General features: G+C 70.1%; 12 protein-coding genes and 6 tRNA genes. 7 read left to right on the forward strand and 11 right to left on the reverse strand.

Annotation, left to right across the window (positions count from 1 at the left end):
* From E1218_RS30380 to E1218_RS30410, 7 genes are all read left to right on the forward strand, one after another.
* Nucleotides 1–1,479, forward strand: a 1,479-nt coding sequence (locus E1218_RS30380) for a UxaA family hydrolase (RefSeq protein WP_165949483.1), incomplete at its 5' end; no start/stop codon positions are given.
* An 11-nt stretch (nucleotides 1,480–1,490) separates the two neighbouring features.
* Nucleotides 1,491–2,381, forward strand: coding sequence for a fumarylacetoacetate hydrolase family protein (locus E1218_RS30385; RefSeq protein ID WP_132326467.1), 891 nt, complete (start codon nucleotides 1,491–1,493; stop codon nucleotides 2,379–2,381).
* Nucleotides 2,378–3,829, forward strand: coding sequence for an aldehyde dehydrogenase (NADP(+)) (locus E1218_RS30390; protein ID WP_132326469.1), 1,452 nt, complete (start codon nucleotides 2,378–2,380; stop codon nucleotides 3,827–3,829). Before E1218_RS30385 ends, E1218_RS30390 begins: the two co-directional genes overlap by 4 nt.
* Entirely contained in the window at nucleotides 3,826–5,667 is a 1,842-nt protein-coding gene (locus E1218_RS30395; RefSeq protein ID WP_202866276.1) for an IlvD/Edd family dehydratase, read from the forward strand. The genes E1218_RS30390 and E1218_RS30395 overlap by 4 nt, the downstream gene beginning before the upstream one ends.
* On the forward strand, nucleotides 5,667–7,007 hold the full coding sequence (locus tag E1218_RS30400) for a nickel pincer cofactor-dependent isomerase, group 22 (RefSeq protein ID WP_132326471.1): 1,341 nt from the start codon (nucleotides 5,667–5,669) through the stop codon (nucleotides 7,005–7,007). Before E1218_RS30395 ends, E1218_RS30400 begins: the two co-directional genes overlap by 1 nt.
* Nucleotides 7,004–7,870: a U32 family peptidase gene (locus E1218_RS30405; protein WP_132326473.1), complete on the forward strand. Its 867-nt coding sequence runs from the start codon at nucleotides 7,004–7,006 to the stop codon at nucleotides 7,868–7,870. Before E1218_RS30400 ends, E1218_RS30405 begins: the two co-directional genes overlap by 4 nt.
* Nucleotides 7,867–9,240 (forward strand): FAD-binding oxidoreductase, encoded by a 1,374-nt coding sequence (locus E1218_RS30410; protein ID WP_132326475.1) that lies wholly within the window; start codon nucleotides 7,867–7,869, stop codon nucleotides 9,238–9,240. The genes E1218_RS30405 and E1218_RS30410 overlap by 4 nt, the downstream gene beginning before the upstream one ends.
* Nucleotides 9,241–9,402: 162 nt before the next feature.
* Here E1218_RS30410 and E1218_RS30415 read toward each other — a convergent pair whose 3' ends face one another.
* The 11 genes from E1218_RS30415 to E1218_RS30460 all read right to left on the reverse strand — a co-directional run bounded on the left by E1218_RS30415 (nucleotide 9,403) and on the right by E1218_RS30460 (nucleotide 13,032).
* On the reverse strand, nucleotides 9,403–9,597 hold the full coding sequence (locus E1218_RS30415) for a hypothetical protein (protein WP_132326477.1): 195 nt from the start codon (nucleotides 9,595–9,597) through the stop codon (nucleotides 9,403–9,405).
* Between the two features lie 44 nt (nucleotides 9,598–9,641).
* Nucleotides 9,642–10,019, reverse strand: coding sequence for a methyltransferase family protein (locus tag E1218_RS30420; protein ID WP_132326479.1), 378 nt, complete (start codon nucleotides 10,017–10,019; stop codon nucleotides 9,642–9,644).
* On the reverse strand, nucleotides 9,908–10,372 hold the full coding sequence (locus E1218_RS38315; RefSeq protein WP_407657648.1) for an alpha/beta fold hydrolase: 465 nt from the start codon (nucleotides 10,370–10,372) through the stop codon (nucleotides 9,908–9,910). The genes E1218_RS30420 and E1218_RS38315 overlap by 112 nt, the downstream gene beginning before the upstream one ends.
* A 20-nt stretch (nucleotides 10,373–10,392) precedes the next feature.
* Nucleotides 10,393–10,465: transfer RNA gene (locus E1218_RS30430), tRNA-Glu, on the reverse strand.
* 16 nt (nucleotides 10,466–10,481) lie between these two features.
* A tRNA-Ser gene (locus E1218_RS30435) sits at nucleotides 10,482–10,573 on the reverse strand.
* A gap of 37 nt (nucleotides 10,574–10,610) precedes the next feature.
* Nucleotides 10,611–11,831 (reverse strand): RtcB family protein, encoded by a 1,221-nt coding sequence (locus tag E1218_RS30440; protein WP_233712581.1) that lies wholly within the window; start codon nucleotides 11,829–11,831, stop codon nucleotides 10,611–10,613.
* 1 nt (nucleotide 11,832) lies between these two features.
* Nucleotides 11,833–11,926, reverse strand: a tRNA-Ser gene (locus tag E1218_RS36305).
* A 135-nt stretch (nucleotides 11,927–12,061) separates the two neighbouring features.
* Nucleotides 12,062–12,508, reverse strand: a complete 447-nt coding sequence (locus E1218_RS30445) for an HNH endonuclease (RefSeq protein ID WP_132326481.1) — start codon at nucleotides 12,506–12,508, stop codon at nucleotides 12,062–12,064.
* 70 nt (nucleotides 12,509–12,578) lie between these two features.
* Nucleotides 12,579–12,655 (reverse strand) — tRNA-Leu (locus tag E1218_RS30450).
* Between the two features lie 134 nt (nucleotides 12,656–12,789).
* Nucleotides 12,790–12,862: transfer RNA gene (locus E1218_RS30455), tRNA-Arg, on the reverse strand.
* A gap of 94 nt (nucleotides 12,863–12,956) precedes the next feature.
* A tRNA-Pro gene (locus E1218_RS30460) sits at nucleotides 12,957–13,032 on the reverse strand.
* Nucleotides 13,033–14,158 lie beyond the last annotated feature (1,126 nt).

A 14,158-nucleotide genomic window follows, 5' to 3' on the forward strand; every position in this document is an offset into this window, starting at 1 on the left:
GGCTACGTCTTCATGGACAGCCCCGGCAACGACCTCGAGTCGGTCGCGGGCGAGGTCGCCAGTGGCTGCAACCTGATCTTCTTCACCACCGGCAACGGGTCCATCACCAACTTCCCGTTCGTCCCGACGCTCAAGTTCGTCACCACCTCCGAGAGGTACGAGCGGCTGCAGGCCGAAATGGACGTGGACGCCGGCCGCTACCTCACCGGTACGCCGATGGCCGAGCTGACCGCGGACACCTTCGACCTCACCGTCCGGGTCGCGTCCGGCGAGCCGAGCGCGGGGGAGCGGGCCGGCCACAGCCAGGTGTCGATCTGGCGGAACTGGCGCCAGAGCGCTCCGCGTGCGGGCATCTCGATCACCACCGACGGCCGGATGAGCCGCAGCCTGGCCGATCTCCCGTCCGAGGACCGGGACGCCCCGCTGGCCGGACTGCCGCTGACCGGCCTCGGGACGAACGCGCGGACACCCGTCCGATTACTGTCGGTCGACGATCGACTGGTGCCGGAGTCGGTCGGCCTGATCCTGCCGACCAGCCTGTGCTCGGGCCAGATCGCGCTGCGGCTGGCAGCCCAGGCGGAGCTGGAGAAGTGGGCCGGTGACGCGGTCACCCGGATGGTTGCGCTGCCGCACACCGAGGGGTGCGGCAGCAGCGGCGGCGCCTCCGAGGAGACGTTCGCGCGGACCATGCTCGGCTACCTGCTGCATCCGAACACCCGGATCGCGCTGCTCCTCGAGCACGGCTGTGAGAAGACCCACAACGACTACTTCCGGTCCCGCCTGGTCGAGGCCGGCGCGGATCCGGCCCGCTTCGGCTGGGCCAGCATCCAGGCCGACGGCGGGCTGGAAGCCGTCGGCGCCAAGGTGCGCGACTGGTTCAGCGGTTTCGACCTCCCGGCCCCGGTCGAGTACGACGGGACCCTCGGCGACCTCACCGTCGGACTCGAGGCCCGCGGGCCGTTGTCCGCCGGGACGGCCGAGGCGATGGCGCTGATCGGCCGCGAGATCGTCGGCGCCGGCGGTTCCGTCGTACTGTCGTCGCGTGGTGCCCTGCTGGCGCACGACGTCTTCCGTACGGCGGCCTTCGGGTCGGCGGACCGGGTGGAGTCGACGGTCGCGCACGGGCAGCGGTTCGCCGAGCCGGGCTGGCACGTGATGCGGATGCCGGGCACGGACTGGATGGAGACCGCGACCGGGTTCGGCGCCGGCGGGGTGCAGCAACTCCTCGCGCACGTGGCCGGCGGCACCTTGTCCGCGCAACGGTTCGTCCCGGTCGTCGAGCTCAGCAACGACCCGGAGACGGTTGCGAGGTACGGCGACGACCTCGACGCGGTCGCCACCGGCGACGCGGCGGACCAGGCCCGCGCCGGACTCGACGCCGTCGCCGCGGTCGCGAGCCGGCGGATCGTTCCCAAGGCAGTCGCCTCTGGCAATGTCGGTTTCCAGATCACCCGCGGTCTTCTCGGCACCTCGATGTGAAAGGTCTACCCATGCATTTGGTTCGTTACCAGTCCCCCGGCGGGCGGCCGGTCGTCGGTGTGCGCACCGACGGCACGGTGGCTCCGGTGGAAGGCGTCGGCAGCGTCGCGGAACTGCTCCGGCTGACCGCCGACGAGCTGCGGACCGCGGTCGCGAAGGTCGGCGAGTCGGTGCCGGTCGAGGGGCTGAGGTTCCTGCCGCCGCTGGACCACCGCGGCGAGGTCTGGTGCTCGGGCGTGACCTACGAGCGGTCGCGCGGGGCCCGGATGGAGGAGAGCGCCGAGCAGTCCGTCTACGACAAGGTGTACACCGCCGAGCGGCCGGAGCTGTTCCAGAAGGCGCCGGCCTGGCGGGTGGTGACCGACGGCGAGCCGGTCGGGATCCGGACCGACTCCGGGCACGACGTCCCCGAGCCGGAGCTGGCGGTCGTCGCCAACAGCCACGGTGAGATCGTCGGTTTCACGGTCTGCAACGACATGAGCTCGCGGTCGATCGAAGGCGTGAACCCGCTGTACGTGCCGCAGGCCAAGCTGTTCGCCGGCGGTTGCGCGCTGGCGACCGGGATCCGTCCGGCCTGGGAGGTCGCGGACCCGAAGAACCTGGAGATCGCGCTGGTGATCGAGCGGGACGGTGACGAGGTGTTCGCCGAGACCACGTCCACCGCGAAGCTGGTGCGGGAGCTGCAGGACCTGATCGACGTCCTCTTCCTGCCGAACGACTTCCCGGACGGCGTGATCCTGGCGACGGGTACCGGGATCGTGCCCGAGCTCGACTTCGCGCTGGCGGAGGGTGACGTCATCACGATCACCATCGCCGAGGTCGGCACGCTGACGAATACGGTGGCAGCAGGCCGGGAACCCTTCGCGTTCCTGGCAACCGAGAACCTGGAGGAGAAGCGATGACCCCGGACACCACACCCGCCGAGCTCGAGCAGGCCCTGGCCGACGCGGCGTCGGCCGCACCGGCGCTCGGCGCCTCGGAGCCCGCCGTCCGGGCCGGGTGGATCCGGGCCGTCGCGGACGCCCTGGACGCGGCCGCCGACGAGCTCGTGCCGGTCGCGATGCGGGAGTCGTCCCTGCCGGAGGCCCGGCTGCGCGGCGAGGTCGCGCGCAGCAGCGGTCAGCTGCGGATGTTCGCGGACGTGCTCGACGAGGGTTCGCTGCTGGAAGTCGTCATCGACACCGCCGACCCGGACGCCAAGCCGGTGCCCCGTCCCGACCTGCGTCGCGTGCTGGTCCCGCTCGGCCCGGTGCTGGTGTTCGCGGCCAGCAACTTCCCGTTCGCGTTCAGCGTCTGCGGCGGCGACACCGCGTCCGCGCTGGCCGCCGGCTGTCCGGTGATCGTCAAGGCGCACCCGGGCCATCCCGAACTGTCGGTGCGGACCGCCGAGGTGATGATCGAGGCGCTGCGGACCGCCGGTGCGCCGGCCGGCACGCTCGGCCTGATCCAGGGCTTCGACGTCGGCGTCACCGCGCTGAAGGATCCGCGGATCACCGCGGCCGGGTTCACCGGATCGGTCCCGGCCGGCAAGGCGCTGCACGAGATCGCGGTCACCCGGACCGAGCCGATCCCGTTCTACGGCGAGCTCGGCAGCCTCAACCCGGTCTTCGTCACCCAGGCCGCGGTCGATGCCCGCGGCAAGGACATCGCCACCGGGTACGTCGGTTCGTTCACCCTGGGCGTCGGCCAGTTCTGCACCAAGCCGGGCCTGCTCTTCCTGCCCGCCGGTCACGGTCTGCAGGAGCAGCTGGCCGCGGCGACCGGCGGCGTGGCCGAGGCGAAGATGCTGAACGACCGGATCCAGGAGGGCTTCACGTCGGGCCTGGACCGGCTGCAGAAGGTCGAGGGGATCCGGGTCTGGTCGTCCGGCGCGGCGACGCTGCTGCAGACCACGGTCACCGAACTGGTCGCGCGCCGCGACGAGATCCTCGAGGAGTGCTTCGGCCCGGTCTCGATCGTCGTCGAGTACGACGGGGTCGACGAGCTGAAGGCCGCCGTCGAGGCGTTCGATGGCAACCTGACCGCGACCCTGCACGCCGAGGACGCCGACACCGAGCTGGCCGGTGAGCTGTTTCCGTTGCTGACGGCAAGGGCCGGGCGGGTGCTCTGGAACGGCTGGCCGACCGGCGTGGCCGTGTCCTGGGCGCAGCACCACGGCGGTCCGTTCCCCTCGACCGTCGGGTCGATCCACACCAGCGTCGGTGTGACCGCGGCCCGCCGGTTCCAGCGCCCGGTGGCCTACCACGACGCACCCGACGCGGTGCTCCCCGCCGTACTGAAGGACTCGAACCCCGCCGGCATCAGCCGACGGGTGAACGGGACCGTGACAACAGGTGAGGTGTCTCGATGAGCGATCTTCCCCCGACCAACGACCCGGTCGACGCCGACCCGGTGCTCCCGGGCGACGTACCCGGTGAGCCGACGCCCGAGAAGACCGGTGGTGGTTTCGGCGGCGAGCGGCCGGAGGCGCCGATCGGGCGGCGCAGCTTCGACCACTGGTTCGGCGAGAAGGACCGCAACGGGTTCATCCACCGGTCCTGGATGCGCGCGCAGGGCTTCTCCGACGAGGTGTTCGACGGCCGGCCGGTGATCGGCATCTGCAACACCTGGTCCGAGCTGACCCCGTGCAACGCGCACCTGCGCCGGCTCGCCGACTCGGTGAAGCGCGGCGTCTGGCAGGCCGGCGGGTTCCCGCTGGAGTTCCCGGTGATGTCGCTCGGCGAGACCATGCTGCGGCCGACCGCCATGCTGTTCCGCAACCTGCTCAGCATGGACGTCGAGGAGTCGCTGCGCGGCAACCCGATCGACGGCGCGGTGTTGCTGACCGGCTGCGACAAGACCACCCCCGGCTCGATCATGGGCGCGGCCAGCGTCGACCTGCCGACCATGGTCGTCACCGGCGGCCCGATGTTGAACGGCAAATTCCGCGGCTGCGACATCGGCTCAGGCACGGCGGTCTGGCGGTTCACCCAGGACCGCAACGCCGGGCGGATGTCCGAGGAGGACTACGCGGCGGCCGAGTCGGGCATGTCCCGCAGCAACGGACACTGCATGACGATGGGTACGGCGTCCACGATGGCCTGCATGGCCGAGGCGCTGGGCCTGCAGATGACCGGTGGAGCGGCCATTCCCGCGGTCGACTCGCGGCGCTACTCGATCGCCCAGCAGACCGGTCAGCGGATCGTCCAGATGGTGCACGAGGACCTCAAGCCGAGCGACATCCTGACCCGGGACGCGTTCGCCAACGCGGTCCGGGCGAACGCGGCGATCGGCGGGTCGACGAACTTCGTCATCCACCTGCTGGCGATCGCCGGCCGGGTCGGTGTCGACGTGACTCTGGACGACATCGACGAGTGGGCCCGCGGGGTCCCGTGGCTGGTCGACCTGCAGCCGTCGGGCAAGTACCTGATGGAGGACTTCTACTACGCCGGCGGACTGCCCGCCGTGATGAGGGAGATCCTCCCGCTGCTCAAGACCGACGCCGTCACCGTCACCGGCAAGACCATCGGCGAGAACGTCGCGAACGCCGAGCGGACTGTCGACACCGATGTGATCCGGGCCGTCGGCAACCCGTTGGGCAGTGGCGCCGGGACTGCGGTACTGAAGGGCAATCTGGCTCCGGACGGTGCCGTCATCAAGCAGTCGGCGGCGTCGGAGCGGCTGCTGCGGCACCGTGGCAAGGCGCTGGTGTTCACCGCGATCGAGGACTACGACAAGGCGGTGGACGATCCCGACCTGGACGTCGACGAGGACACCGTCCTGGTGCTCCAGAACGCCGGTCCCCGGGGCTACCCGGGGATGCCGGAGGTCGGCAATATGACGATCCCGCGCAAGCTCGCCGAGCAGGGGATCGACGACATGGTGCGGATCTCGGACGCGCGGATGAGCGGTACGGCGTACGGCACCGTCGTACTGCACGTCACGCCGGAAGCGGCGGTCGGTGGACCGTTGGCGCTCGTGCGGACGGGCGACTGGATCGAGCTGGACGTCCCGGCGCGCCGGCTGCACCTCGACGTACCGGAGGAGGAGCTGGAGAAGCGGCGCGCCGACTGGCAGCCGCCCACGCCACCGTCCGACCGCGGCTGGGCCCGGCTGTACGTCGACCACGTCACCCAGGCGAACCAGGGCTGCGACCTGGACTTCCTCGTCGGCCGCACCGGTTCCGCCGTAGCCCGCCAGAGCCACTGATGGCAGCGTCCGCACCACCTCCGAGCGGAGCGGGGCGTTCACTCGGGCCCTTCGAGAGCATCCGCGGGCTCCGGCCGGACGGCGTGATCCCGCAGGTCACGCCGGTCCGGTGGCTGCTGCCGGACCTCCCGGCCTCGGCCGATCCGTACGCCGAGGCGCAGGCTGCGCTCGAGCCGTTGCGCGAGCGCATCCTTCCCGGCGCCCGGATCGCGGTGACCGCGGGCAGCCGCGGCATTCATGACCTCGTCCCGGTGGTGCGCGCGGCTGTGGACTGGCTGACCGCCGTGGGCGCCGCGCCGTTCGTCGTACCCGCGATGGGTTCGCACGGCGGCGCGACCGCCGACGGGCAGCGGGGGATGCTGGCCGGCCTCGGGATCACCCCGGAGTCCGTCGGCTGCCCGGTCGAGGCGACGATGGAGACCGTCGTCGTCGGCACGCTGGACGACGGTACGCCGGTGCACCACGACGCGATCGCCGCCAAGGCGGACGGCGTCCTCCTGGTGAACCGGATCAAACCGCACACCGACTTCCGCGGCCCGATCGAGAGCGGCCTCGCGAAGATCCTGGCGATCGGGCTGGGCAACCACGCCGGCGCGGCTTCCCTGCACGCCGGTGGGATCCCGTCGCTGGGCTCGTCGATCGAGGCGGCCGCCCGGATGGTCATTGCCCAGGGCAAGATCCTCGGCGGCCTCGGCATCCTCGAGAACGCCCTCGAGCGGACGGCGTCGGTGGAGTTCGTCGGCGCCGACGGGATCGCCGGACCGGCCGAGAACGCCCTGCTGCAAAGGGCCGGCAGCCTGCTCGGGCGGCTGCCGTTCGACGAGCTCGACGTCCTCGTCGTGGACGAGCTCGGCAAGGACAAGTCCGGCGCCGGCATGGACACGAACGTGATCGGCCGGTGCTGGGTGCACGGAATCCCGGAGTTCGAGTCGCCGTCGATCGCGGCGATCACGGTGCACTCGCTGTCCCCGGCGTCGCACGGGAACGCCTCCGGCCTCGGCCTGGCCGACGTGATCCCGGCCCGGATCCTCGAGCAGATCGACCTGCGGGTGAGTTACGTGAACGCGCTGACGTCGGGCGCCGGCGGAGCCCGCCGGTCCCGGCTGCCGATGGTGATGGAGGACGACGAGGCCGCCGTCCTCGCCGCCGCCACGATGTGCGGGCGGCGCGACTGGTCCGAGCTCCGGCTGGCCCGGATCAAGGACACCCTGTCCCCGAACGAGTTGATGGTGACGCCGGCACTGCTGACCGAGGCAGGTGACCGCTTCGACCTGGAGATCACCGGGACGGCTCGGGACCTGACGTCGGCCGGCCGGCTCGGACCCTGGAGTGACGCATGAACCTTCGCGAGGCACACGCGCTGCTGTCCGATCGCGGTTTCCGCCCCGGCGAGACGTCCACGTCGACGTTCCCGGGCGGGTCGCCGTACAAGGTGGAGATCCCTTCCTGTGAAGGGCCGCGGGTGATGGCGGCCGTGCTGGAGGAGGCCAAGACCCGGGGCGTGACCATCGACCGGGTGTCGCAGGGCAGCGGGGTGATGATGCTGACCGACGGCGAGATCGAGGAGATGCTGTCGCTCGGTGCGTCGTCCGGCGTCGAGGTCTGCCTGTTCCTCGGCCCGCGCGGCGCCTGGGACATCGGTGGTCAGGCCAAGGTGTCGGCCGCCGTCGGTGGTGTTGCCCGGGGCAACGAGATGGTGGCCGCGTCGTTGTGTGACGCGTTCCGCGCGGTCGAGCTCGGTGTCCGCAGCCTGCTCGTCGGCGATCTCGGCGTCCTCGAGATCCTCGGTGAGCTGAAGGTCGACGGGTCGCTGCCGTCGGACCTGGTGCTGAAGACGTCCGTGCTGATGCCGCTGGCGAACGCGCCGACGGCCCGGCTGTACGAGCGGCTGGGCGCAACCAGCCTGAACGTGTCGACCGACCTGCCGGTGCCCGTGCTGGCGGAGATCCGGTCGGTGACCTCGGTGCCGATCGACATGTACATCGAGGTCCCGGACGACCAGGGCGGTCACGTGCGGTTCTACGACGTACCGGAGATCGTCCGGGTCGCGGCGCCGGTCTACCTGAAGATGGGGCTGCGGAACGCGCCGAACATCTACCCGGTCGGTGCCCACCTGGCCGGTACGGCGGAGGCGCTCGGCCGGGAGCGGGTCCGCCGGGCCGAGTTGATCCTGCGCCTCCTCGCCGAACAGGATGAAGGATGACCGATCCCCTCGTCGCCCGGCTGCGCTCGTCCCTGGGTGACAAGGCCGTCCTGGACGATCCCGACGTACTGGACACTCATCGCAACGACCACGCGACCTTCTGCACGGCCGGCGTACCGCGGGTACTCGTGCGGCCGTCGTCGACCGCCGAGGTGTCGGAGGTGCTGAAGGCGGCCGGTTCGTTCGGCGTGCCGGTGGTGACCCAGGGAGCGCGGACCGGGCTGTCCGGTGCGGCCAACGCCCTGGACGGCTGCCTGCTGCTGTCGACGTCGCGGCTCGATCAGATCCTGGAGGTCTCGGTCGAGGACCAGGTAGCGGTCGTGCAGCCGGGTGTGGTGAACGCCGAGTTGTCGCGGGCGGTGCTGGACAAGGGGTTGTTCTACCCGCCGGATCCGTCGTCGTGGGAGATGTCCACGGTCGGTGGCAACATCGCGACCAACGCCGGTGGGCTGTGCTGTGTGAAGTACGGCGTGACGTCGGACTTCGTGCGTGGACTGGAGGTGGTGCTGGCGTCGGGTGAGGTCGTCCGGACCGGCCGCCGGTCGGCGAAGGGCGTCGCCGGGTACGACCTGACGCGGTTGATCGTGGGATCCGAGGGGACGCTCGGAGTCGTCACGGAGGCGACGCTCGCACTGCGGCCCGCGCCCGAAGCGGCGTTGACCGCGGCGGCCACGTTCCTGTCCATCGAGGACGGGATCGCCGCGGCTGCCGCGGTGATGGCGTCCGGCCTGCGGCCGTCGCTGCTCGAGTTCCTGGACGGGCCGACCGCCCGGGCGATCCAGGACTACCGCGACATGGGGCTGCCCGCCGACGTCGGTGCGCTGCTGATCGCGCAGTCCGACCGCGGACCGCGAGCGGCCGACGACGTCGCGCGGATCGCCGCGATCTGCTCCGAGCACGGCGCGATCGAGGTCGCCGAGGCGTCGGATGCCGAGGAGTCGCGGATGCTGCTCGAGGCGCGCCGACTGGTGAACCCGGCGCTCGAGCCGCTCGGGATCACGCTGGTCGACGACGTCGCCGTACCGCGGTCGAAACTGGTCGCGCTGCTGCGCGGGATCGCGGAGATCGGCACGAAGTACGATGTACTGATCTGTTGCCCTGGGCACGTAGGCGACGGCAACATGCACCCGACCGTGATCTTCGAGCGCAACGACCCCGCCGCCGAGGCACGGGCGCTGGAGGCCTTCGGGGCGGTGATGGAGCTCGGCCTGTCACTGGGCGGCACGATCACCGGCGAGCACGGTATCGGCAAGCTCAAGCGCCACTGGCTCGCGCAGGAGCTCGGACCGGTCGGCCTGCGGCTTCAGCGCGAGATCAAGTCCGTCTTCGACCCGGACAACCTGCTCAACCCGGACAAGTTGTTCCTCTGAGTCCCCCTGCCTGGAGTCGAACCAGGGATCCGGCCTTCGGAGAGCCGGACGTGCATCCGTCACCAGAGGTTGGCGGGGTACGTCGTTCCGCACGGCGTACCCCCGGGTGCTGAGGCCGTGTCTGCTGATCCCCCGCCTACCGCGCGGGATCAGCAGTACGACCTACTCCTCGACCGCGACGACGCGGACCCAGTCGGAGCAGTCCGCTTCGCACCAGACGTGATCGCCGCGGTGGGCGATCCGGTCACGCTGGACGTGCCCGCAGGCGAGGCGCACCCGGCGCATCGCGTGACCCTGCTTCACCGGAGCACCGGTCCTGTCGCCGGGCACTCGCTTTCTGTTCCTGAGGTCGGCCATAGCCGGTCCTCCTCTCTGTCGGATTGTTGACGGTTTGCGCGCTCCTACAGGTATCGACGGACTGCGCCGCAGTACTGCCGGAACTCTCGGGAGAACTGCTCACTCAACCGGCGTTCCCCGGCGGGCACGCCGCGGTGTGTCGCCGCGGAGGTGAGGGACAGCATGGCCAGGGCCCATCCGGATCGCGTGATCGGGCCGATCCCCAGGTACAACAGCGTGGTGCCGACGGACATCGGGTTGCGGTTCACGCCGTACACCCCGGTCGTCACCAGCTTGACGGGTTCCGCCAGCGTCGTACCTCCGGCCGCTCTCACCGCGGCCGTGACGACCACACATCCTGCGATGACCGCCGACCATCCGGCTGTGCGTCGGCGCTTCGACCGCCACGGCCGGACCTGCTCGATCGCTGGCCGTGACGGCAAGGGCCAGCGGTACTGAAGCGGTCCCGCGCCTCACAGCAGAGTGGTCGGCACGTCGAGGTGATCGTGGACCTGCTTCGTCCCGGCACGTCCGGGACGACCAGACGGTGATCCCGCGCGAGCCTCGGAACGACCGGCGCCCAGTAGGCACCGCCGCACTCGATCCCTCCGTGCAGGAGCAGGAGCGGCGGGCCGTCCCCGCCCTCGAGAACGACTGTGGATACGCCGTTCACGACCACCCGCCGCTCCTCGACCGGCAGAGCTCGCAGCAATCGCGAGCCTGCCTCCCCACACCACCGAACGCTAGACGGCGTCGGCGGCCTCCGCTTCCGAAGAACCACGCACTCGTCAGGCACCGCCCCTACACAGAACCATGTACCCCGTACCGGATTCGAACCGGTGATCTTCCGGATGAGAACCGGACGTCCTGACCACTAGACCAACGGGGCCCGAGCGGTGCTCGAGCGGTGGCAGCGAGATTCGAACTCGCGGACCGGGGGATCCCGGCCGACGGTTCAGCAGACCGCTGCCCCTGCCTGCAGGCGGACCTCACCAACGGGTCCTGCCGTGTCCCCTGACCACGGCAGGACCCGTTCAGCCCTTTACACAGATGACCTGCTTGAGGTGGGCCACGACCTCGACCAGGTCGGACTGAGCGGCGATGACCGACTCGATGTCCTTGTACGCCGCCGGGATCTCGTCGACCACGCCGGCGTCCTTGCGGGACTCCACGCCGGCCGTCTGGGCGATCAGATCGTCGACCGTGTACCGGCGCTTCGCCTCGTTGCGGCTCATCCGCCGGCCTGCCCCGTGCGAGGCCGAGTAGAACGACCGCTCCGACCCCAGACCGCGAACGACGTACGACCCCGTGCCCATGGACCCCGGGATCAGCCCGAGGTCACCGAGCCCGGCCCGGATCGCACCCTTGCGGGTGACAAGCAGGTCGAGCCCGTCGATGTGCTCGTCGGCGACGTAGTTGTGGTGGCACGAGATTGGCCGCTCGAACCGGACCTCCTGCGTGAACGACTCGCGCACCGCCTGCATCACCAGGGCGAGTATCACCGCGCGGTTGCGCGACGCGTACTCCTGCGCCCAGGCGAGGTCACGCCGGTACGCGTCCATCTCCGGCGTACCCGACAGGAACACCGCCAGGTCACGGTCCGGCAGGTCCTCGTTGTGCGGCAGCGCCCGGGCGATCCGCATGTGCCGCTCGGCAAGTTCCTTGCCGATGTTGCGGCTGCCCGAGTGCAGCATCAGCCAGACGCGGTCCTCGTCGTCGAGGCAGACCTCGATGAAGTGGTTGCCGCCACCCAGCGAACCCATCTGCTGCTGCGCCTTCTTCTCCCGGTCCTGCACCCCGTCGTGCAGGCTCGAGAACGAACCCCAGAACCGGTCCCACCCGCGGTCCAGCCCCAGCTTGCGCACACTCACCGGGTTCTCGTGCGCCCGGAACCCGACCGGTACGGCGGCCTCGATCCGCGACCGGATCGCCGACAGGTCGTCCGGCAGGTCGGCGGCCGCCAGAGAGGTCAGCACACCTTCCATCCCACAGCCGATGTCGACCCCGACCGCAGCCGGTGACACCGCCTGCTTCATGGCGATCACCGACCCCACGGTCGCACCCTTGCCCAGATGCACGTCCGGCATCACCCGGACGCCGTGCACCCACGGCAGCGCCGCGATGTTCCGCAGCTGCTGCAGTGCCTGCGCGCCGACCTCGTGCTCGTGCGCCCACATGAGCGTAGTGCCCTCCGCCCCACTGAGACCGACCGGAAACTCCACGTTCATCTCCCCACTCTCCTCGTTCGTGTGCATGCGGTGAGACTGGGATTCGAACCCAGACGTCCCGGTGAAGGACCTGCCGTCTTCGAGACGGCTGCCGCTAGGCCTGACACTCGGCTTATCTCACCAGTCCCGTGCGCCGCGCGGGGCGGCGTACAGCTGCCAGGGCAGGGGTCGAACCTGCGAGGCCTCGGGTCAGAACCGAGGGTGGGACACCGTCGCCCACCTGGCATCGCGCTGACGCGGCACCGGTGGGTACCGCGTCAGATCGCGAGTTCCGCACGCGAGGGGATCCACGGCTGCCACAGCAGCGGCATCGCGGCCTCCTCCGGCGTACGTGAGCCCTTCTTCTCGTTGCAGGACGCGTGCGCGGCGACAGCGTTCAGCCACTCACCACGTCCACCGCGGGATCGCGGCACCACGTGGTCCATGGTGGTCGCGCCCGGCTTACCGCAGTACGCACAGGTGTGCTTGTCCCGCTTCAGTACGCCGGCCCGCGTGTACTGCAGTTTGCCGGAGGCGTACCGCCACTTGGTCACGACGTACCGGACCAGGCGGAGCACCCGGGGGAGAGGGAACGGGCCGATGCTCGCGCCGTCATGCGCTTCCTCGACGACGGCGACCTCCCGGACGAGCATCCGGATGGCGTGCTGGACCGACACGACATGCAGTTGCTCGTACGAGGCGTTGAGCACGATCACACCGCTCATGTGGTTCCTCCTCCCTTCCAAGTGTGCCCGACAGCGCGCGGCGAGGTCGGCGACCTTTGTGTCGGTCCAGTGGTGCGGCCCCAGGGATTCGAACCCTGAACCTCCTGGTTCTGAGCCAGGCGCCTCTCCCAGTTGGGCCAGAGCCGCAGGTCATCGCGTTCGGGGTACGGCGGTGCGCCGGACCGGGTGGTGTTCGTGTGCGACGGCCGGCTGGGGTGTCCGGCGGGGCTCGAAGCCGCTTCCACCGGGTCACGGCGCGTTGCCTTCTCCTTCGGACACAGCACGCCCGGCAGGACTCGAACCTGCACCCCCGGCTTCGTAGACCGGTGCTCTCTCCTGTTGAGCCACGGGCGTTCAGCGCCCCCGCGCCGGATGTGATGCGGATTTCCGTCGCGGGGGCACGTTCGTGGCGCCCGCTCGGCCGGTAGCTGAGCATCCTGCGGGCGCCTGGTCCAGCTGGGGGGACTCGAACCCCCGTCGTCCTCATCCCGAACGAGGCGGCCTGGCCACTGGCCCACAGCTGGTCGCGTCCCCGGGACGGCGGCCTCGGGGACGGTGCCCGGGACCCGCCCGGGCGTCTTCCCCGGCGCACGGGCGGCGCCGCAGGGAAGGTCCACCGGACCTCGGCGGTCCGGTGGAAATGCGATGAAATGTTCAGTTGTCATTGTTCGTGTCGGCATTCGTGAATGCCGAGGAAAGCATCGGTGGAAGGAATCGAACCCTCGCGACGCGGGTTTGGAATCCGGTCCGCAACCATTGCGCACCGACGTGACCGGAAATGCAGGCAAACGAAAGAGCCGCCTGGTGCCGGATATCCCGGCTCAGACGGCTCCTGGAGAGGATCTCCTGTGGAGATCAGCCAGGTGGGCCGTCCATGCTCGGGCTCAGCTCGGTGTCGAGCTGGTGACAGAAGGCTTCGTCGCAGACGGATCGCTCGGCGCGCACGGGTCGCGGGCACGCCGGCAAGGCGATGGCATCCCGCCACGCCGTTCTTGCGTTCCACTTCCCGGTCACAGTGATCTCCTCGGTCTGTTGTTCCTTGCGGGCATTAGTCTCACCCAAGGGCCACAAAGAAGTCAACGTATTTTGGTGCCGAAATGTCCCGGCGGCATTTCTCGTGCACTCCGACGCGCTCCGGTGCGGCTGGGTTCCGCGGTTTCTGGTGTCACGGGTGCATGACTCTTCCGGCGCTCGGCGCAACAGATTCGATCGCGTCGACCCGGAGACCCGGGCGCTGGGGCGGCGTACCGGTCGCCTTCATCGAGCAGACCGTCGCGAGCGGGTTACGGCGTCGTGCCCTGTTGTCGACAATGCACTCCGAGGAGACCGCCGCCGTCGCCGTACCACCATTCCGGACAAGTCGGCCAGCTGCGCGGTCACCGGTCCTCTCTTCAGCTTCGCCGGGCCGTAGTTCTCATCTCCGAAGCCGCCAGCCCGCCATCCACTACAAAGCGCCACCGGATGACTACCGCCAGGCATTCACCGCCTCAACCACCCAGACCGAAGCCCCAGTCGCCTCCTTTCACCTCACCAGATGTCCTTCGGCGACTCCCACCCAACCCCACCGTCGAATGCTTAACCGGCCGCCCACCCGCCTACGTCCACGCAGTCAACCGGCCAACCTTTCACCAGCTGACCCCACCCGAATCC

It is taken from the genome of Kribbella turkmenica (genome assembly GCF_004348725.1).
GTDB lineage: Bacteria > Actinomycetota > Actinomycetes > Propionibacteriales > Kribbellaceae > Kribbella > Kribbella turkmenica.

Excerpts from the sequence above, each read along its gene's own strand:
- E1218_RS30385 (WP_132326467.1), top strand. The coding sequence starts at position 1,491 with ATGCATTTGGTTCGTTACCAGTCCCCCGGCGGGCGGCCGGTCGTCGGT.
- E1218_RS30390 (WP_132326469.1), top strand. The coding sequence starts at position 2,378 with ATGACCCCGGACACCACACCCGCCGAGCTCGAGCAGGCCCTGGCCGAC.
- E1218_RS30395 (WP_202866276.1), top strand. The coding sequence starts at position 3,826 with ATGAGCGATCTTCCCCCGACCAACGACCCGGTCGACGCCGACCCGGTG.
- E1218_RS30400 (WP_132326471.1), top strand. The coding sequence starts at position 5,667 with ATGGCAGCGTCCGCACCACCTCCGAGCGGAGCGGGGCGTTCACTCGGG.
- E1218_RS30405 (WP_132326473.1), top strand. The coding sequence starts at position 7,004 with ATGAACCTTCGCGAGGCACACGCGCTGCTGTCCGATCGCGGTTTCCGC.
- E1218_RS30410 (WP_132326475.1), top strand. The coding sequence starts at position 7,867 with ATGACCGATCCCCTCGTCGCCCGGCTGCGCTCGTCCCTGGGTGACAAG.
- E1218_RS30415 (WP_132326477.1), bottom strand. The coding sequence starts at position 9,597 with ATGGCCGACCTCAGGAACAGAAAGCGAGTGCCCGGCGACAGGACCGGT.
- E1218_RS30440 (WP_233712581.1), bottom strand. The coding sequence starts at position 11,831 with ATGCACACGAACGAGGAGAGTGGGGAGATGAACGTGGAGTTTCCGGTC.
- E1218_RS30445 (WP_132326481.1), bottom strand. The coding sequence starts at position 12,508 with ATGAGCGGTGTGATCGTGCTCAACGCCTCGTACGAGCAACTGCATGTC.